This is a genomic window from Flavobacterium bomense, from assembly GCF_003970355.1.
Window position 1 is genome coordinate 107,071 of the sequence record NZ_RYDJ01000007.1, and the last position, 20,177, is coordinate 127,247.

20 protein-coding genes are annotated in these 20,177 nt (G+C 35.4%); 8 read left to right on the top strand and 12 right to left on the bottom strand.

Annotated elements, in window-relative coordinates:
• Positions 1-67: 67 nt before the first annotated feature.
• The gene (locus tag EKL98_RS08195) at positions 68-655 is read left to right on the top strand and encodes a glutathione peroxidase (protein ID WP_126562005.1); all 588 of its coding nucleotides are present in this window, start codon (positions 68-70) and stop codon (positions 653-655) included.
• 188 nt (positions 656-843) lie between these two features.
• On the opposite strand, the gene EKL98_RS08200 is transcribed toward EKL98_RS08195, so the two are convergent.
• Positions 844-1,794: a tRNA dihydrouridine synthase gene (locus tag EKL98_RS08200; RefSeq protein WP_126562006.1), complete on the bottom strand. Its 951-nt coding sequence runs from the start codon at positions 1,792-1,794 to the stop codon at positions 844-846.
• A 111-nt stretch (positions 1,795-1,905) separates the two neighbouring features.
• Positions 1,906-2,403, bottom strand: coding sequence for a GNAT family N-acetyltransferase (locus EKL98_RS08205; protein ID WP_126562007.1), 498 nt, complete (start codon positions 2,401-2,403; stop codon positions 1,906-1,908).
• Positions 2,404-2,497: 94 nt separating this feature from the next.
• Between EKL98_RS08205 and menD the strand changes: the two genes are divergently transcribed.
• On the top strand, positions 2,498-4,159 hold the full coding sequence (menD, locus tag EKL98_RS08210) for a 2-succinyl-5-enolpyruvyl-6-hydroxy-3-cyclohexene-1-carboxylic-acid synthase (RefSeq protein ID WP_126562008.1): 1,662 nt from the start codon (positions 2,498-2,500) through the stop codon (positions 4,157-4,159).
• 182 nt (positions 4,160-4,341) lie between these two features.
• Here menD and EKL98_RS08215 read toward each other — a convergent pair whose 3' ends face one another.
• The 3 genes from EKL98_RS08215 to cysM all read right to left on the bottom strand — a co-directional run bounded on the left by EKL98_RS08215 (position 4,342) and on the right by cysM (position 7,464).
• Positions 4,342-5,694 carry a M28 family metallopeptidase gene (locus tag EKL98_RS08215; protein WP_126562009.1) on the bottom strand — a complete coding sequence of 451 codons (1,353 nt, stop codon included), beginning with the start codon at positions 5,692-5,694 and terminating at the stop codon, positions 4,342-4,344.
• Positions 5,695-5,758: 64 nt separating this feature from the next.
• Entirely contained in the window at positions 5,759-6,454 is a 696-nt protein-coding gene (locus EKL98_RS08220; protein ID WP_233589392.1) for an SGNH/GDSL hydrolase family protein, read from the bottom strand.
• Positions 6,455-6,576: 122 nt separating this feature from the next.
• Complete coding sequence (cysM, locus tag EKL98_RS08225) at positions 6,577-7,464, bottom strand: cysteine synthase CysM (RefSeq protein WP_126454514.1); 888 nt, start codon at positions 7,462-7,464, stop codon at positions 6,577-6,579.
• A 444-nt stretch (positions 7,465-7,908) separates the two neighbouring features.
• On the opposite strand from cysM, the gene EKL98_RS08230 reads away from it, so the two are divergent.
• On the top strand, positions 7,909-8,607 hold the full coding sequence (locus tag EKL98_RS08230; protein ID WP_126462232.1) for a DUF1003 domain-containing protein: 699 nt from the start codon (positions 7,909-7,911) through the stop codon (positions 8,605-8,607).
• 35 nt (positions 8,608-8,642) lie between these two features.
• Here EKL98_RS08230 and EKL98_RS08235 read toward each other — a convergent pair whose 3' ends face one another.
• The gene (locus EKL98_RS08235; protein ID WP_126462229.1) at positions 8,643-8,921 is read right to left on the bottom strand and encodes a DUF2752 domain-containing protein; all 279 of its coding nucleotides are present in this window, start codon (positions 8,919-8,921) and stop codon (positions 8,643-8,645) included.
• Positions 8,922-9,023: 102 nt separating this feature from the next.
• On the opposite strand from EKL98_RS08235, the gene EKL98_RS08240 reads away from it, so the two are divergent.
• Both EKL98_RS08240 and EKL98_RS08245 read left to right on the top strand, forming a co-directional pair.
• Positions 9,024-9,209: a hypothetical protein gene (locus EKL98_RS08240; RefSeq protein WP_126462226.1), complete on the top strand. Its 186-nt coding sequence runs from the start codon at positions 9,024-9,026 to the stop codon at positions 9,207-9,209.
• Positions 9,199-9,750 carry a Smr/MutS family protein gene (locus EKL98_RS08245; RefSeq protein WP_126562010.1) on the top strand — a complete coding sequence of 184 codons (552 nt, stop codon included), beginning with the start codon at positions 9,199-9,201 and terminating at the stop codon, positions 9,748-9,750. Before EKL98_RS08240 ends, EKL98_RS08245 begins: the two co-directional genes overlap by 11 nt.
• 138 nt (positions 9,751-9,888) lie before the next feature.
• Here the strand turns inward: EKL98_RS08245 and EKL98_RS08250 are convergent, their stop codons facing one another.
• A complete protein-coding gene (locus tag EKL98_RS08250) occupies positions 9,889-10,833 on the bottom strand; it encodes a hypothetical protein (protein ID WP_126554266.1) in 945 nt (314 codons plus the stop codon).
• Positions 10,834-11,037: 204 nt separating this feature from the next.
• Between EKL98_RS08250 and EKL98_RS08255 the strand changes: the two genes are divergently transcribed.
• Complete coding sequence (locus EKL98_RS08255; protein WP_126462217.1) at positions 11,038-11,958, top strand: EamA family transporter; 921 nt, start codon at positions 11,038-11,040, stop codon at positions 11,956-11,958.
• 16 nt (positions 11,959-11,974) lie between these two features.
• The gene (locus tag EKL98_RS08260) at positions 11,975-13,099 is read left to right on the top strand and encodes a cysteine desulfurase family protein (protein ID WP_126562011.1); all 1,125 of its coding nucleotides are present in this window, start codon (positions 11,975-11,977) and stop codon (positions 13,097-13,099) included.
• Positions 13,100-13,337: 238 nt separating this feature from the next.
• On the opposite strand, the gene EKL98_RS08265 is transcribed toward EKL98_RS08260, so the two are convergent.
• The 5 genes from EKL98_RS08265 to EKL98_RS08280 all read right to left on the bottom strand — a co-directional run bounded on the left by EKL98_RS08265 (position 13,338) and on the right by EKL98_RS08280 (position 17,372).
• Complete coding sequence (locus EKL98_RS08265; RefSeq protein ID WP_126454498.1) at positions 13,338-13,790, bottom strand: endo-arabinase; 453 nt, start codon at positions 13,788-13,790, stop codon at positions 13,338-13,340.
• A 347-nt stretch (positions 13,791-14,137) separates the two neighbouring features.
• Positions 14,138-15,013 carry an HAEPLYID family protein gene (locus EKL98_RS08270; protein WP_126516561.1) on the bottom strand — a complete coding sequence of 292 codons (876 nt, stop codon included), beginning with the start codon at positions 15,011-15,013 and terminating at the stop codon, positions 14,138-14,140.
• Between the two features lie 87 nt (positions 15,014-15,100).
• Complete coding sequence (locus EKL98_RS08275; RefSeq protein ID WP_126562012.1) at positions 15,101-15,490, bottom strand: hypothetical protein; 390 nt, start codon at positions 15,488-15,490, stop codon at positions 15,101-15,103.
• Positions 15,491-15,750: 260 nt separating this feature from the next.
• Positions 15,751-15,921 carry a hypothetical protein gene (locus tag EKL98_RS17845; RefSeq protein WP_197037241.1) on the bottom strand — a complete coding sequence of 57 codons (171 nt, stop codon included), beginning with the start codon at positions 15,919-15,921 and terminating at the stop codon, positions 15,751-15,753.
• A 23-nt stretch (positions 15,922-15,944) separates the two neighbouring features.
• A complete protein-coding gene (locus EKL98_RS08280) occupies positions 15,945-17,372 on the bottom strand; it encodes an L-serine ammonia-lyase (protein WP_126562013.1) in 1,428 nt (475 codons plus the stop codon).
• A 238-nt stretch (positions 17,373-17,610) separates the two neighbouring features.
• On the opposite strand from EKL98_RS08280, the gene EKL98_RS08285 reads away from it, so the two are divergent.
• Positions 17,611-20,118 carry a M14 family zinc carboxypeptidase gene (locus EKL98_RS08285; RefSeq protein WP_126562014.1) on the top strand — a complete coding sequence of 836 codons (2,508 nt, stop codon included), beginning with the start codon at positions 17,611-17,613 and terminating at the stop codon, positions 20,116-20,118.
• Positions 20,119-20,177 lie beyond the last annotated feature (59 nt).

The window sequence follows — 20,177 nt, forward strand, 5'->3', positions numbered from 1 at the left end:
CTGTTGTTTAACAAAAAATTACTTTGACAAAACAAATATTTATCTAATTTTATAAAAAATTTCAATTATGAAAAATAGTGTATTTATAGCTACTTGCGCTTTACTGTTATTTAGTTGCCAAAATCAGGCACAACCTAAAAAATCTGAAATAAATATGAACACAACTCCAATTGCAAAAGAAACCATTTATCAGTTTAAAGTAGAAGATTTATCAGGAAACAGTTTTGATTTTGCTTCTTTGAAAGGAAAAAAAATCATGATTGTGAATACGGCTTCAAAATGTGGACTGACTCCTCAATACAAAGATCTTGAAGCTACATATAAAGAATACAAAGACAACGGATTAGTGATTGTGGGTTTTCCTGCTAATAATTTTGCGTCACAAGAGCCAGGAACCAATGATGAAATTGCTACTTTTTGTCAAATGAATTACGGTGTTACGTTTCCTATGATGGACAAAGTTTCTGTAAAAGGAGAGGATATGGCTGCTATTTATCAGTTTTTGACTCAAAAATCTAAAAACGGATTACAAGATTCCACTGTAGAATGGAATTTTCAAAAATACCTAATCAATGAAAAAGGTGAATTAGAAAAAGTGATCGCTCCACGAACATTAGTAACGGATCCGGAAGTATTGAATTGGATTAAAGCATAATTTTATGTAACTAATTTGCTAATTATTATGTAAATAATCAAAAGAGATTTTCAGTCAAATGAAAATCTCTTTTTTTTGCTGTTTATAGTATTAATGTAGCTTCGATTAAATTTAACTATCAAGAAATTAAGTTACATTAAGAATCAGAGCTTAGTTTTTCTTAATTTCTTAATCGTTTATTTTTTTCCTTAGAATTTTTCATTTTTGAAAATTTCGGCTACAGCTGCTTCGTAATTCCGAATACTCTGTGCTTTTTTTATTTTCTTTAAAACTTTGTGCGGATTTGAAAACGTAGCCGAAAAGTATTCCCATAAATGGTACATTTTTAGTAAAATATGGGTTGATCCAGAAAGTGATTCGCTATAAATAGCATACAAAGTATCGTGAAACGCACTGAATAATTCTATTTTGTTTGCAGGATATTCTGAAGTATTGTTTTTTATCATACTTGGTAAAAAAGGATCTGATATTAATCCTCGGCCAATCATCCAATGGTCAATGGTTGGGAAGCGTTGCTGCATTTCATGAAATTTAGCCACGGAGGTTATGTCGCCATTGTAATACAATTTATGCTTGGTGTTGTCAACACAATGCTGGAATGCATCTAGATTTACGCCACCTTTGTACAATTGCTTGCCAATACGCGCATGAATCGCTATGTTCTTGATTGGATAGGTATCTAAAATAGGTAAAACATCCAGTATTTCTTCACTGTTTTCATACCCCAAACGCATTTTCATAGAGACAATAATATCCGATTCAGTATGCGCTCTGTGAAGGATAGTATTTATTTTATCGGGATTGCTGATCAATCCGGAACCCATACCAGACTTAGTAACCATAGGATACGGACAGCCTAAATTCCAGTTTAATTCTTTATATCCCAATTCTTGAACGTACTTGGCTACAAATAAAAATTCATCGGCATCGTTTGTTATCACTTGCGGAATAACTTCTAAATCAAGATTATTTTCAGGAAGCAGGTCTCGTTCATACGAAGGTTTTATTACCATCTTTCCGTTCAATCGAATATAAGGCGAGTAAAATGTATCAATTCCTCCAAAAAGTTTGTTTTGGGCATTTCTAAAACGAAAGTCAGTAAATCCCTGTAAAGGCGAGGAGAGTAAGGTGTAGTCCATGAAATTTTTAGTTGTGCAAATATACTATAAAGTGGCAAGTCTTAAAGGTATAAATTTTTTAAAGCCTAACATGTTTAATAAATAAACTATTATATGCTGGTACAAATTCAATTATTCTAAAATCAATTGCATAAAAACGGAACTCAACCAACGATCAAATTTATAACCGGATTCTTTAATAACGCCAACGGTTTCAAACCCATATTTTTTATGAAAAGCGATACTGCCCTTATTTTCGGCGTCAATAACGCCAATCATTGTATGGTATTTTTGTTTTTTTGCCAATTGAATTAGTTCAGCCAGTAATAATTTCCCAACGCCTTTTCCTAAAAACTCCTCCGCAACATAAACAGAATGTTCTACCGTAAAACGATATCCTATTTTATGACGAAAAGTTCCGTAAGTAGCGTACCCAATTGTTCCATTTTCAGTTTCAGCAACAATAACAGGTAAGTCATTAGTTATTTTGTCTTCAAACCACAATTTATGGGTTTCAAAATCACGGGGCTCATAATCATAAATCGAAGTACTGTGCAGTATTTGGTGATTGATGATCTCCAATATTGTATCTAAATCGGTAAAAACTGCCGGTCTTATTTTGATTTCCATAAAGAATATATTTTGCTTCAAATTTAAGAAAACTATTTAAGATTAGAGAAAAACCTTCACATCTTTGTATCTTTGTTTTTTTCAAACTAAAACAATGATTTACCCTAAAATACCTTTGGCACAAAGCATTATTGAAATCTGTTTGGCCAAAGGAATTACTACCATAATTATTTCTCCAGGTTCTCGTAATGCCCCGCTCACAATTGGTTTTGTAAACAATCCCGCTTTTCAATGTTACAGTATTGCTGACGAGCGTTCGGCTGCTTTTTTTGCATTGGGAATAGCACAACAAACCAAGCAACCAGCGGCTTTAGTGTGTACTTCCGGTTCGGCTTTATTGAATTATTATCCGGCTTTTGCGGAAGCATATTACAGCCAGATTCCTATGATTGTGATTTCGGCAGACAGGCCCCAAAGCAAGATTGATATTGGTGACGGCCAAACGATTCGGCAAGAAAATGTATTCGAAAACCATTCGCTATACAATGCTAATTTACTTGAGAATGTTTCGGTGGCAAATGATTTAAAAATCAATGCGGCGATCAATGCGGCCATCACTCAAAAAGGCCCCGTTCACATCAATGCGCCTTTTGAAGAACCATTGTATGAAACCGTTTCGGAACTTTCAATCGAAGTGAATAGTATCGCTTCCGCAAAAGTGACTCAGACGATTTCCATAGAAGACGTTTCGGAATTTGCAACAATTTGGAACAACTCCACTAAAAAAATGATTTTGGTTGGTGTGAATACCCCAAATGCTATCAATACAAAAATAATTGAGGCTTTCGCCAAAGACGCTTCGATTGTAGTTTTGACCGAAACGACTTCTAACCTGCATCACGATACTTTCATCAATACTATAGACACGATAATAACGCCTTTTACGAATGCCGATTTTGAAAATTTTAGTCCGGAAATTTTAGTCACTTTTGGAGGAATGGTCGTTTCAAAACGAATCAAGGCTTTTTTAAGAAAACACAAACCAAAACACCATTGGCATATTGATTCTTTAAGAGCTTACGACACGTTTGGCGCTTTGACCAAACATTTTGAAGCAGACCCAAATGTTTTTTTTGATACTTTCTTGCCACTTACAAAAGCAACAGAAAGTAATTATTTTCAGCAATTAGACGCAGTTAAAGTGCTGCGAAAGCTAAAAAGTGATATTTATTTAAACAAAATTCCTTTTTCAGATTTTAAAGTTTTCGAAAAAGTGATGCAGTGTTTACCAACGAACAGTCAATTGCAAATCAGTAATAGTTCAGCAATTCGGTATGCGCAATTAGTAGCTGTTGATCCTTCAATTGAAGTATATTGCAATCGCGGTACCAGCGGAATCGATGGCAGTACTTCTACGGCTATTGGTGCGGCTGTTGCCAATGAAAAACAAACGGTTTTTATAACAGGTGATATAGGGTTTTTGTATGACAGCAATGCATTATGGAACAATTACATTCCAAAAAATTTCAAGATTATATTGATTAATAACGGTGGAGGAGGAATATTTAGGATTTTACCCGGACACAAAGAAACACCGGTTTTTAATACCTTCTTTGAAACTTCACATTGTTTAACTGCGGAACATTTGGCTAAAATGTATGGTTTTGAATACTGTATTGCCAGTGATGAGGCGAGTTTAGCAATAAGTTTGACTGCTTTGTATGCTCAAAATGAAAAACCAAGTATTTTGGAAATTTTCACACCAACCTTGAAAAACGACAGTATTTTACTGCAATATTTTAAAGAGTTGATTTAATTATTTTCGGATCATTGATATTTACCATTTATACTTAATTTATAAATGGGAAACATAAAAAAAAAACGTTTGCATAAGCAAACGCTTTTTTATTTATTGTTGTGTTGAACCATCAAGTAAGATTCATTAATAAAAACGTGTCTATAAAAAATTACTTTAATTGTTTAAAACCTTCTAGTGTTTTAACGAATTGGCAAAGGGAAAACCGGTAAACTGGAATGTCCTAATGCATCAACTGCTTGAACAGCAAAGAAAAAATTGTCTTTAGAATATGGGATTTCAGCTTTAGTATCTTGTACAAAAATTGTTTTTTCCCAATGTTGGGATGCCGTTTCTCTAATAAGAATGTTGTATCCATAAACCGATTTCCCTTCAGGTGCGGTCCAAACTAAAGTAGAAAAATTAGTCAAATCCTTTACTTCAATTCCTACGTTTGTTGGTGCTTTTGGAGACCAAGCCAAATTACTGAACGTAGCCAAGTTAGAACAGGTTACTTTCTTCATGTATTCAAAGTCCATAAATTCTGCAAGATCGCCGTACTGGATGTTGTTTTCTTTTCGAACATCTTGATGTTGGTGGTCGTAGTTTTCGTTCATTTCACAAAAACGAACAGCTGTAAATCCATTTTGACTGAAAGGAGTATGATCCCCACCACGTAAGAAACGGTCGTTGCGATACACTAAATTAATATCCAGTTGCTCCACATATTGATTGGTAACCGTTTTGATGTATCGCGCTAGTTGTCTGGATGGACTGTCATTATCACGATTGGTCGATTTACGCATTTTTGACTCGGCTTCTGTCTCTAAGAATGGAATTGTTTCACTGAAAACGCGCACTTTAGTATTGTCTCGTAATAAAGTACCGCTGGATAAACTGTTTCCAATCATATCATTGTTGATCATGGCAATAACATTCCATTTTCCCTCTTTGGCAACATCCGCTAAATGCTTAGCTCCGTATAATCCTTGTTCTTCACCAACTACAGCCACAAAAATCAGTGTAAAAGGGAATTCTCTTTGGCTCATTATACGGGCCAGTTCCATCATGGCGGCTACTCCGGAAGCGTCGTCATTAGCACCTGGCGCATCAATTTTAGCATCCATGACATCCGAAGCACGAGAATCTAAATGGCCGCTTATAATTAATACACGATCGTCCGTAGGATCAGTTCCTTTTAAGGTTGCCATGACATTACCCAATTGGCTGTCGGTGGCAATACGTCTTCCATCTGCTTTGATGGTGAAAAAGTCAATAACCGAAGTTAGTCTGCCGCCAGAAGCCAAAGCATATTTATCAAATTCCGATTTAACCCAGCGTTGCGCTGCGCCAATACCGCGAGTGTTACTTTTTGTGTCGCTTAGGGTATGTCTGGTTCCAAAAGACACTAGTTTTCGGACCGTAGCTTCCACATTTTCCGATTGTACCTCAGCCACCATTTTTTTTATTTCGGGATCATCGACGGTGGTTTGTGCGTAATTGGCATGAGTAATGAATAATAGTAGGAACAAACAGAGAATTGAGGTTGATTTCATCTAATTTTTTTTAGTTTTCTCAAAGTTAGGGAAAAGGAAAAGATTTTAGGCACAAAATTGTGCTTTAGTGTTTCATTGCTAGAACTTGCGCAATCGCTTTTTCAGCCAGAGGCGCCATTACCTGATAGCCCAATTTATTAGGATGTACTCCATCACCGGAATAGGCAGCTTTTAATCCGTTGCTCTCATCGACCATAGCTGAAAAATAATCCAGGTAGATAATTCCATTCGCATCAGCATATTTCTTTAGTAATTGATTAAGCTCCATAACCTTTTCAGCCGGATTTTGATTGGGTTTCCAAGGAAAATCAAAAGCGGGTAATACGGAACACAAAATAACTTTGATCTGGTTTGCTTGTGCCAATTCAACCATCGAAATAATATTGTTTTCAATCCTATCTAATGTTGTGGGGCCTGTATTTCCGGCAATATCATTGATTCCTGCTAAAATGAGTACTGCGGCTGGCTGTAAAGCAATAACATCAGCTCTGAAACGGATGAGCATTTGCGGGGTTGTTTGACCGCTAATACCCCTATTTATATATGGTTTTCCTGAAAAGTATTCAGAATTGGTTGCACTCCAGAATTCGGTTATGGAATCACCCATAAAGACAATTCGTTGTTGTCCAGCTGCTGGTGGTTTCAGCGCAACATTCTGCTCTTGGTATTTGCTTAAATTTGGCCAGTCCTGCGCCTGTATTGTTTCTCCCATAACGATTGATAAAAATAAGATGCTGTAAATAAATTGGATGTTTTTCATTTGTAACCGGATTAGAAATTTTGAAAACAGTAAATAAGTGGTAGTGCAGTAAAACGCAACAACCTTCCATTCTTATCCGAAAGATAGAGAAAAGGAAGGTTGATTTTATAGTGTATTGGTATTTAATCAAATAAATCGGAAGACAAATACCGATCGCCTCGGTCGCAAATGATAGCGACAATCACACCGGACTCTATTGTATTTGCTATTTTTAGTGCTGCAGCCACGGAACCGCCACTACTCATTCCTGCAAAAATGCCTTCTTCAAGTGCCAAACGTTTGGTCATAGCACGTGCTTCCTGTTCCGAAATTTCAATGATGGTATCTACTTTTGAAGCATCAAAAATTCTAGGTAAATATTCTTGAGGCCATTTTCTGATTCCCGGAATCTGCGAACCGTCGCTGGGTTGCGCACCAATAATTTGAATTTCTGGATTCCGCTCTTTCAAATACGTTGACGTTCCTATAATTGTCCCTGTAGTTCCCATTGCTGATATGAAATGGGTTACCGTTCCTTCCGTATCATTCCATATTTCCGGACCTGTGGTTTTGTAATGTGCTTTCCAGTTGTCATCATTAGCAAACTGATTGAGCATTATGTATCCGCCTTCGGCTACCTTTTTATCAGCATAATCTCTGGAACCAATTATTCCGGTGTCAGCAGGCGTTAGAATGACCGTAGCTCCATAAGCACGCATAGTAAGCGTACGTTCTATAGTGGAATCTTCCGGGAGTATCAATTCGATTTCGATATTGAATAATTGGGCAATCATTGCCAAAGCAATTCCGGTATTGCCGCTGGTTGCCTCAATTAACTTGTCTCCTTTTTTGATTTCTCCTCTTTCTAATGCTGATTTGATCATGTTGTATGCCGCACGATCCTTTATGCTTCCGCCTGGATTATTTCCTTCGAGTTTCAGTAAAAGTTTTACCTTGTCATTTTGTATCAAATGGGTAGATTCAACTAAAGGTGTATTGCCTATTAAATCTAGTATTGTTTGAGATTTCATGCTATTGGGTGTGTTGTGTTTGATTTGTAATAATCCGAGTATTGACTAAATTTGATAAGTATTCGTTTATAAAAACTATTTTTAACAAGCTTATTTTAAAAATAGCAACAACAATAGCAGAAAGGAATATTTTTATAATTCAGTGGCATTTTCATGGTTTTTAAAACGAATGGTAAAGGTATTGAACAATTTTGGATTATTTGTTTTTAGTCAATAAAGCTATCTTGTTTATTGCCACATTTTTGTTAAATTTATCGCTTTTGAATGCAATTGAAATTTTTGTTATATCCGTTAATTGGAATTAATAAAAATTAAATCAATAGCTTTTTTTACAATTTTAAGATATAAACAGCTATTGCTAGACTGTTTATATTTTCAAGGTATACAAATTGATTATTAGTTTCGATAGAAGTGTTTTTTAAATTAGCCAATAAATAACTAGCTATGAAAAGTAATTCGACTTTTATAAGTGACATTTCTAAAAAGGTATTCCCAATAGCGGATAAAGTAGCTGCTAAGACCATACGGAACCCAATATTAGCACTTATTCAAAATGATTATCCTGATTTTGATGCCAATAAATTATTAGCAATAAGTGAACTTAATAGGTATCGGGAAAAATATATTTCGAATTATTTATTGGTCGAAATAGGGGAATTGTCTAATCTGGAGGCTAAAGTAATCGGTTCCTTAAGCGAAGATAAATCGCTGGTGAATACTGTAGAGGATGAAAATGGTGATCGAACCGTAGGGCAAAAAGTGGCAGACAAGGTAGCTGCTTTTGGCGGAAGCTGGAAATTTATCATTCTTTTTGGGGTGTTTATCTTGTTGTGGATTTTGGCTAATATTTATATTCTGCTGAATAAAGGTTTTGATCCGTATCCATTTATTTTATTGAATTTAATTTTGTCCTGTTTGGCTGCACTTCAAGCACCGGTAATTATGATGAGCCAAAACCGTCAGGAAGAAAAAGATCGGGAAAGAGCTAAAAAAGATTATATGATTAATTTGAAATCAGAACTTGAAATCAGAATGCTTCATGAAAAACTGGATCATTTGATTATGCATCAGCAAGAAGAATTAATTGAAATTCAGAAAGTACAAATCGAAATGATGAATGATATCCTAGCCCGAATCAAATAATTGTTGTTGCTGTAAAGGGGATAAAAAGAAACTCATTAGTAGTGTTTAAAATAATACCCTGCAATCATAAAAACACCATTAAGGACAGCGGCGCCGATAATTATTTTTTTGTAGTTTCTGTTGGTGTCTATGAAATTCAAAGCCAGAATTCCCAGAAATAATAAGGTCGTGAAAATTGCCGGATACCTATCGAAGGCACCTCCAAAATCGCCTTGTAAAAGCAATAAAAATCCTCGCTGAAAACCACAGCCCAAACACTCTATTCCAAAGAGTGTTTTACTGAAACACGGGAGCATGTATTTTTCTATATTCAATTTTTTTTCTTTTTTACAAGTATACGTAAAAGTAAGAAATTTTATCAAGAGTAAATAGAGTAATTTTAAATTCAGTACTTTTGGAATCTGATATTTTAAAAGATGAAAAAATATATAATCCCCATAATGATTCTCGCCATCACAGTTGCTTTATACGAGCAGGTGAGTGCCGAAAAAAACGTGTACATCATGGTTGTTGCAATTGTAGTTTTTATGATTGGAATGATGCAGTTGAGTGCTAAAACTCCGAGTAAAAATCAAGAAAAAGAAGACGAAAATGTTCAATAAAGGAGATAAAGTTTCCGTGCTGGATGAAGCGATGAATGGGATAGTGTTGTCAGTCAAAGACCAGCAGGTTACGATAGAAACGGAGGATGGTTTTACGATGACATTTATTGTCAATGAATTACTTAAAATAAACGATTCCAGTAACTTAATGGATTCAATCAGAAGAATAAATGTAAGTGAAATTGCAAAAGAGAAAGAGATTCCAAAACCCCGTAGTTTTGTAAAAGAAAGGAAATCTAAACACGAAATTCCAGCTCCTGAATTTGATTTACACATTGGAAAACTGGTGCCTAATAAACGCGGAATGTCGAATTATGATATTCTGACGCTACAGACTGAAACAGCAAAACGCCATATTGAATTTGCGATTAAAAATCGCATTCCAAAGATTGTTTTTATACATGGAGTCGGGGAAGGAGTCTTGAAAGCAGAGCTAGATTTCTTATTGGGACGGTATGATAACATCGCTTTTCAAGAAGGTAATTATCAAAAATACGGTCAAGGAGCAACAGAAGTTTTCATTAAGCAAAGCGCTATGTAAGCTCATTTTTAATTTTTAATTCCAAAACGAAAGGTCTGATTTAAGATGATTTCTCCTTTGAAATTCTCTTAAATTAGACCCTTTTTTGTAACCATGAAAACAACTTTTTCTTATCTGAAATTATAAGTTTTTTGGCCCCTAATTGGTAGTCAATAAATCTCCATAAATATAAGCATCACCTAGAATAAAATCACTGTTTCCTTTCTTCATTTTTACTTTTTTCAGCACTACAGTATGTCTAAAACCTGATCCATTTGTTGTAGTTGTTACTTCTATAATACCGCTGGTATTTGCTATTCCTGACACTCCAATCCATTCTTCACTAAATGTCGGAGTAGTAGGAAAAGTAGTATTACAAAAATAATTTCCTGTAACCAAGCCAGAGAATAAACGATACGTCAGTTTGTTTTCTGTGTCGCCTATCAATCCGGTTCTAGGAGTGTTCAGCGGTGTTACGGCATTCACGATTAAACTGGCATCAATATCCAGAATTAGCGCTTCACTACTGTTGTAATCGTATAATTGTTTGGAAGTAGCACATTGTTCCAATGTTTTATTGAAACTAAAAGGCAGCGGTGTTGCTGCTATTTGATAGTCTCCAAAAAAGAATGTTTCGTACACTTGCGTTCCGTTTCCTTTATCAAAAGTGATGTTTTTGAACTTTATATTATGATTGTATCCTGTAATTTTAGTACTGTTATCATCAGGATTTAGGGGTTTTATTGCCGTTGTAGTTATTACAATTTTCCCGCCAGTTGCGGTCCATTGGCCTGTAACTGTAGGTGTTGCCGGAGGAATAGTTTCGCAAATTGTAGCATTTGTGACAGTTCCGTTATAAAAACGGTAAAAAACTCGATTTGTACCATTGATATCCAGTTCTTGCACACTTGTTTCTGTCGGAAAAACAACATTTTTTATTTCAAGAATTAACGCTTCGCTATCTTTTAATTTATAAATGATCCCATTTGTCGTGCAATTTTGTGTGGCTACATCTTCAAAAGTGATGGTTTCTTGAATTAAATCTCCATCATCACATCCGTTTAGGAGCAATGCAAAAACCAACAGGCTAACAATTCTTTTCATTTTATAAAATTTAAAACAAAAATAGAATTTTTAATTTATTCCAAATGCATAACCGCTTAAAAATAGATTATTTAACAGGATATTGTGTTTTAGCAACTATCAATTAAGTGATTAAGTACCTGTTTTAATAGTTATAAAATTGAAAGATAGTGAGAATTTAAAGCCGATTGAAATCAGTATCTTTGTCTAAATTTAATACGATAGATGAGACTTAACAAATATTATTCGGCTGCTTTTTTAGCTTTTTTTGTTTGGGGTTTTTTTAGTTTTGCTTTAAAGCCTTTACACAATTATCCGTCGCTGGATATATTATTTTACCGAGTGTTTTTTAGTGCCATTACCATGGTGTTGATCAATGTTGTTTTCCGTAGAAATGTAATGCGTAAAAACTGGAATCACTTCAAGACGATACCTCCCAAACAACAGAAGAGTGTTGTTATGCTAACACTTGGCGGAGGTATATTTCTCTCCTCAAACTGGTTTGTTTACATTTATGTGATGAATCACGTAAGTGTAAATGCGGCTTCGTTGGCGTATTTAATTTGTCCAATTGTAACAACTGTTTTTGCCTTTTTCATGTTGAAAGAAACGCTGAGCAAATGGCAGTGGATTGCTGTTTTAATTAGTGTATTTAGTTGCGTTTTATTATCCTTTAATCATTTTCAGGATATATTCTACAGTCTTATTACGGCTGCTACTTATGCACTGTATTTAGTGAGTCAACGTAAAAATAATGATTTAGATAAATTCCTCAGCCTGACGATTCAATTGATTTTTACGGCACTTGTACTGCTCCCTTTTTATCCAAAATACAGTGGAACAATTCCTGTAGAGCCTCTGTTTTACGGCTACATGTTCCTGATTGTGTTTTTTTTTACGATTATCCCTTTGTTTCTAAATCTTTATGCGCTCAAAGGAATCAACTCTTCCGCGGTGGGAATTATGATTTATATTAACCCGATTATTAATTTCTTGTTGGCTATATTTTATTATAACGAGCAGGTTAGCTCGCTTCAATTGTTTTCTTATTTGCTGATTTTGGTTTCAATTGTTGTTTTTAATGAAAAACTGCTTTTTCCCCGAAAATTAAAACTCGTCCCTTCAGAAATACCAGTTTTAAAATAATTTTATAATTTAAAAAATGAAAAAAGTATATCTCGATAACGCTTCTACAACTGCTATTCGTCCCGAAGTAATCCAGGAAATGACTAAAGTATTAACGGAAGATTATGGAAATCCATCTTCAACGCACAGCTTAGGGCGTTCTGCAAAAAATGTTCTGGAGCTTTCCAGAAAGTCAATTGCCAAAAACCTGAATGCCACTGCGCAGGAAATAATTTTTACTTCCTGTGGTACCGAGGCCAATAACTGGATTCTTCGGTCAGCCGTTAAGGACTTGAAAGTGCAACGAATCATTACCAGTAAAATCGAGCATCATGCGGTTTTGTACACGGCTTTAGTTTTAGAAAAAGAGTATGGAATTCAGATTGATTATGTAGCAATAAAGTCAAATGGAGCAATTGATATTACTGATTTAGTGGAGTTATTATCACAGGATAAGAAAACATTAGTCAGTTTGATGCATGTGAATAATGAAATTGGAACTGTTTTAGATTTAGAACGAATAAGCCGTATTTGTCAAGAGCACAGTGCTTTGTTTCATTCGGATACCGTACAGTCCATAGGGAAAACCGGCATAGATTTGCAAAATTTATCTATAGATTTTATCGTGGCCAGTGCGCATAAATTTCATGGACCTAAAGGCGTTGGTTTTGCATTTATTCGAAAAAATTCAGGAATGCAACCCTTATTTTTTGGTGGCGAACAAGAGAAAGGATTGCGCGCCGGGACTGAGGCTCTACATCAAATTGCAGGAATGGCAAAAGCTCTGGAACTTTCATACACCAATTTAGAAACGGAACGAAAGCACATTTCTGAAGTACGGAGTTATTTAATTACCAAGCTTGAAATTGATTTTCCAGGTTTCGAAATTAATGGGAATAGCGATGGTTTTTACACGGTTTTAAATGTTTTACTGCCTTTTTCAGACGAAAAGACAGCGATGATTTTGTTTCATTTAGACATGAAAGGGATAGCAGTTTCCCGCGGTAGCGCCTGCCAGTCCGGGAGTATAAAACCGTCTCATGTATTAGCCGAAATGCTTTCGAATGACGATTTAAAGAAACCAAGTTTGCGCATTTCATTCAGCCATTATAATACTAAAGAAGATATCGATTTGCTTATTGCAGCTTTGAAAACGATATAAAAAATCTGCTGTAAAGTAGTTTCTTCAGTAGTATTAACGTATTTACACACCTAGTTTTGGATATTTATAATGAAATCGATGGCTTTTCTGCATATTTTTCCATGATTAAGCGCGCTTTAAAAAAGCATAATGCAGATTCAGAACCTTGATTAATGTTGATGTATTTGTCTTTTGTGATTAATAGACAGTTGCCGAGTGTTAATTAAAAAAAAAGTGTAAGCTGCAGTTCAATTACAAGTTATTCACCTGTTTGTTTAGAAATATGAATGGATTGCCCCACTAATTTCCAGTGTCCATCAATTTTTTCTAATAACCGAATTTCATACGAGAACGTTTTTTTGCCATCTTTGGCCGTTGACTCTTCGTTGTGGCTTACCCAGGCGTTGTCCTTATGAATACTCATTTTGTAATTTGTATTTACAGAATAGCCACCGTTACCCATTGCTTCCGGATTTGTATTAATCATAGCCGTAGGCGGAATGTCGAGTACGGTTCCGTCTCCAGTTGAAATTAATATTCGGCTGTAGGGCTGAATGTACCAGCAGTCCGTATGTCCCTTGCTGTCGCCAGCTCTCCATGTGGCAGACTCTTTTTCAAGTAGTTTTTTGATGCTCTCAGATTCATCATTATTTTGACTATAACCTACCAAATTTAGTGCTAGTATAAGATAAAAGGATATTGTCCATTTCATATCAGGCCTGTTTTTTAGAATATTATGTTTTTCGTTTTTATGGCGTAAAATCAGCTAAAAACATGTGCTTTCAAGAATTTTAAGGTTCTTTACGAACGTAAATATATAATTTAATCCTATGAAAACAAATAGGATTTCATTTTTGTGCGTTGTTGTATTAAGAGAGAGTTTTACAATAGCTAAAAAAAAAGACTCTTGACACTATCCCGCTAATTATCACTGATTAACCGGATTGTGTTTAAAAAAATCCGGCTAGTCTAGTGGTAATATTAATTAAAGAAAGGTCGCTTTATTTTAAGGTTTTAGTATTGGATCCTATTAACTTGCATCAAAAAAGCACTGTTTTTTTAATGCGACGAAGGTTCATAAATGAGTCGTAAAAAGGAACTAAACCGCTGGTTTTCTCTATTTATAGGAATTCCGGTTACTATGCCTATTAGTAAATTATCTGTAATTTCTACTCTCATTTGAGGTCGGATTGTCATATCAAAATCAGCATTATTAATTTCTTTGTTAAACTCCAGTCCAATAAAATTTCGCGTTCCGGGGATCATGTAATGGATATTTGAATTAATCTGCCAGTTCGTCTGTGTTGTATTATCTGAAAAGTGGTGCGTAAATTGTGGCCCGGTGTATAAAAGGGTATGAAAATTTTGTCCCCAGCGTTTAGCAATCACCAAGAACGGATTATATCCATTTCCGGTTATCAAAGTACTATTGCTGTAGTTGTTAAAATTGGGTAATAGAAATTCGTGAATATAGCCAACAGCCATTGATATTTTCTTTTTTTCTGAAACAAAAAAGGTATATTGTGCCGCTAGTTTTATACTATTCAGGTTACTTCCCGGCGAATTTCCGTTGCCGGAAGTAGGGTAATAAATTGAAAAAGGCAATTCTACTTCAAGTCCTAATCGATCAATTGGAGCCCATTCATATTCTAGCAGTGCAGTATATTCATCATGAGTGATATTGTCTGTCAAACCGAGACCTAAATTCCATTCTTTTTCTCCTTTTCGGGCTCCCAAATCTCTAATGAGATCGATGTACAGAGGTTCAGCATGTAACACTTTTGGACGTTTTTTTTTGCCTTCAACTTCTTGAATGTAAAGACTGTCTTTGATCGTATTTTGTTGGTTTTTTTCTGTTTGTGCTTGAGAATGTGTACCCGTAAGTACCGTTAATAGCAGAGTAAATACCGCTGTTTTTAAATATTGAAGAGCCATTTTAATTTGTTTTATGTTTTAGTATACGAATTGCAACCCTAGTTTTCATGAGAAAATAAGGCAGGGATTAATGATCTAAATAACAAATTAAATGTTAGGGGGAGGCGTGTGTATTTCAAAATACGGGGTCGGAGGAATCGAATTTTGTTCAGCTAATTTCCCCTTTTTTAAATATAAATATTTTTTATAAAGACTAATTGCACTGTTTGGTACTACAAAAAAATCTATAAAAAAAGCACTTTTTGCAGCAAAATCTTGATTGGTATCATTATCATCGTATTCAGGTATGGCATTTTTGAATCCTAATATTTTTTCAACCACTATTTCAATAATGCTTTCCAGATCATTGTGGGTCAGATCCTCAGGTAAATAATTTGGTTGCGCATCCGGGGAATCAACAAAGCAGTTCAGCAGGTATAACGACATGAAACCCCAAAAATATCGAGTTAAAAGAGTATGTCGAATTTGTTTAATCATTTTGCATAATTACACTATTTTCTTGCTTAATAGTTGTAAATTTTCGTTAAAGTCGATTATAATTTAAGCGAGTCGCCATCTGCCAAGTGTTTAAAGGGTGCTTTTCTGGATTATTTTAAGTTTAAAAGAGAAAATATGGTACTAGTGAAATTTCCTTTGGTTGTAACCGTTTTACGGATCTGTTTGCAAGCAGTTTTTGTTTTTAATAATACGTTATTGGATTTTATTTCTAAATTTTTCTAAAATGATTAAAATATTCATCAATGCGTATCATCATTCCAGTCAGAATCTTCTTCAGTTGTTTTTTTGAAATCTTTATTCAAGAACTGTTTGTATTTCTTTTTGTCTTTTTGATTTTTTCTGATGAGAAATACTATCAAAGCAATTCCGAAGAAGAGTACAAGTCCAACTATTACCCAATTGATTTTCATTGTTTTTTTGTTTAATACGTAAATTAACAATCTGACATATTCACGGTGATGGCTAATCCGCCTTCGGAGGTTTCTTTGTACTTGTTGTTCATGTCTTTGGCGGTTTGCCACATCGTGTCCACGACTTTGTCTAAAGGGACTTTGGCATTTTTCGGATCGGTTTCCAGGGCTAACTCAGCGGCATTAATGGCTTTTATGGCACCCATAGTATTTCTTTCGATGCAGGGAATCTGAACCAAACCGCCAATAGGATCACAGGTCAACCCCAAGTGATGTTCCATGGCAATTTCGGCAGCCATTAAAACCTGTGCAGGAGTTCCGCCCATCAATTCGCATAAAGCGGCAGCAGCCATGGAAGATGAAACGCCTATTTCGGCCTGACAACCGCCCATTGCCGCAGAAATGGTAGAACCTTTCTTGAAAATACTGCCTACTTCACCGGCAACCATCAGGAATTGTTTGATTTCTTTTTCTCCTGCATTGTGGTTTTCAATCACTAAATAATACATTAAAACGGCCGGAATTACGCCTGCGCTTCCATTTGTTGGGGCTGTGACCACGCGTCCTAAAGCGGCATTTACTTCATTTACCGCAAGGGCAAAACAGGAAACCCATTTCAGGATTTGGCGGAATTTCACTTCTGTTTTTCTGATCTCCTCAAGCCAGGTTTGAGGGGAATTATAATTGGATAAACCAATTAGTTTTTGGTGCATGTCAAAAGCACGGCGACGCACGTTTAGTCCGCCGGGAAGAATCCCTTCGGAATGACAACCAATGTACATGCATTCGAGCATCGTGTGCCAAATGCGTATTAGTTCCTGATCGATAACGGCTTCGGAACGCATTGATTTTTCGTTTTCATAAATGATTTCCGATATCGATTTGTTTTCTTTTATGCAATAATCCAGTAGTTCTGCCGCTTTCTCAATTGGATATGGAAAAGCACATTTTATTTTAATTTTCTTTTTAGCGTTGATGCGTTCTTCTTTTACTACAAATCCGCCACCAATAGAATAAAAGGTAGAAACGTATTGACGATCATCAGTCATATAGGCTGTGAAAGTCATTCCATTGGCATGAAAGGGAAGGAAGTTTTTATTAAAAACGATGTCTTGGAGGAAATAAAAAGCAATTGGCTTTTCGTTTCCTAAGTTGATTTTGTTTTTTGATTCAATGGATTTGATAATTGCATCAATATTTTCTATGGGAATGTATTCTGGATCTTGTCCGCTCAAACCCAGCATTACGGCTAAATCCGTGGCGTGTCCTTTACCGGTTAAGGAAAGGGAACCGTATAGATCTATTTTTACCCTGCTGACAGCATGAAGTAAATTTTCGTTTCGCAATTCACTAAGAAAGCGTTCGGCAGCTCTCCAAGGTCCAAGTGTGTGTGAACTCGAAGGTCCAACACCAATTTTTAGCATATCAAAAACGGAGATACATTCTTCCATGTTAAGTGTGAATTTTTGTTACCTGCAAATATAATAGAATGTAGCAAGGATACGAATTGAAAATATAATAATATTGTTTTTTTAATAATTAATATTGCTGTATTGTTAGTATTCTTCAAAAAAAAAGGATTTAACTAAACTAATACTTTGTTAAAATCAATATTTCTTTAATCCAAAATTTAGCTTGTGCAATACTTTGTAAATGGCTATTTTTGAAGCTTAACTAACCCAAAACAATATGAAAAAGATTATTTTTTCTTTTTATCTACTGCTAACTTTGGTACTGAGTGTTCATTCGCAAGTGCAAAGTCCTTCTGAATTTATACCCAATTACGGAAAACAAATAACCTATTACCATCAGACTGAAAATTATTTTAAGCATCTTACGGAAAAGTCTACTTTTATCAAACACCAGAAATATGGTGTAACGCCGGAACAAAGGGATTTGAATGTATACTTTATATCGAGCCCGGAGAATTTGGCTAATTTGGAACAAATTAGGAATAACAATTTGGCAGCCATTGGTTTATCCGAAAATAAATTACAAATGATTGGCGATAAATTAATTGTTTGGTTGAGTTTTAATGTGCACGGAAATGAATTTGCCGGAACCGAAAGTGCTATGACCGTGGCGTACGAATTAGTAAATCCTTCGAATGCCGATACTAAAAAGTGGTTAGAGAATACCATTGTAATACTGGATCCATGCATCAATCCCGATGGATATTCCAGATACGGAAATTGGTTAAGAGAAATTTCAGGTAAAAAAACGCATCCGGAATTGTCAGACAGAGAGCACATGGAAGTGTGGCCGGGCGGTAGATACAACCATTATATATTTGATTTAAACAGAGACTGGGCGTGGCAAACACAACCGGAAACCCAACAGCGTATTGCGTTGTACAACCAATGGATGCCACAAGTTCATACAGATGTGCATGAAATGGGATACGATTCTCCGTATTTTTTTCCACCCTCAGCGGAACCTTTGCACGAATATATTGAGAAATACCAGAAAGATTTTCACTACACTTTAGGTAAAAATATTTCTAAAAAATTTGATGCTCAAAACTGGATGTATAACACCGGTGAACGTTTTGATTTGTTTTATCCAAGTTATGGGGATACGTATCCTACATACAATGGCGCGGTTGGTATGACGATGGAACAAGGCGGAATAGGTGCGGGGAGAGCCGTTACTATGGGCAACGGAATCACCTTGACGATACAAGACCGATTGACACATCACGCTACGGCAGTCCTGACGGTTGTAGAATCAGCCGCCGCACAAGCGGATGTTTTACTGAAAGGTTTCAGAGGTTTTATGAATAATTCCCGAAAAACAGTGAAGGGAAATTATAAAATGTATGTGATGAAAAATAATCCGAAGTTGGTTCAAATGGCGGATTTGTTAAAAAAAAATAATGTAGAATTCAGTTACGCTGATGCCAGTCAAAAAGTATCCGGATTCAATTACAATACAAAAACAGATAAAGGTTTTACGATTGAACCCAATGATTTAATTGTAAAAGTAGATCAACAAAAAGCTGTTTTAGCACAAGTGCTTTTTGAACCGGACCAAAAGTTGAATGACAGTTTATCGTATGATATTACCTCTTGGGCTTTGCCCTTGGCGTACGGTGTTGAAGGCTATGCGTTAAAAAATAGTCTGGACATAAAGACTAAAGCAACTATTGAAGTGAAAGAAAAGATCGTTCCTAAAAATGCTTATGCGTTTCATATTCCTTGGAATAACAGAATTTCAGCTCAGGTGTTGTCTTTGTTGCACCAAAATAATATCAAAGTGAGGTCTGCGATGAAAAAAGCCATTTTTGGAGATGTGATTGTAGAGCCGGGTGGACTGTTAGTGACCAAAGCGGATAATCCCAAAGTGGTTGATTTTGAAAAAACGATTAGTGAACTCGTAAAAATAAAAACCGATTATAATTACATACTTACAGGTTTTTCGTCTAATTCTAAAGATGTAGGCGGCGAAAATTTTAATTTATTGAAAGCGCCTAAAGTAGTTTTATTATCCGGAAAAGGGGTGGGCTCTACAGAGTTTGGTGCCGCTTGGTATTATATGCAAGAAACTATTGCATATCCGGTGAGTGTGGTTGAAGTAAATAATTTCAATAGATTTAATCTTTTTAACTACAACACACTGATTTTAGCAGACGGATATTATGATTTTTCAGATGACCAACAAAAGAAAATTGGCGAATGGATTAAAAACGGTGGAAAAGTGATTGCAATGAATAGTGCGCTTACCCTTTTTGAAGCAAAAGAAGGATATGCGTTAAGTCCTTTTGCAACTGAAGAAGACAAATTAAGCTCTGAGAAAGCCGCTGAAGAAGAGGAACTAAAAGAACGCTTCTTAGATTTTCAGGATTCAGAACGCAGGTATATTTCTAAATCGATTCCCGGAGCCATAATTGAAAACCTATTGAATAAAACACATCCCATGTCTTTTGGTTTAGGCGATACATATTTCAGTCTAAAAACGGATGACAGACATTATTCACTATTGAAAAAAGCCATAAATGTTGCTTATGTTCCTAAAGATTATAAGAGTTATGGTTTTGTAGGTAATGAAATCAAAAAGAAACTGAACAATACCGTGAGCTTTGCAGTTGATAAAAAAGGCGATGGATCTGTAATTTATATGGTAGATAATCCATTATTCAGAGGTTTTTGGGAAAATGGAAATCTATTGTTCAGCAATGCATTGTTCTTAGTCAATTAAAGAGTGTACAAGATAGGTTACATAAAAAGAGCACGAGGTATCGAGCTCTTTTTATGTTT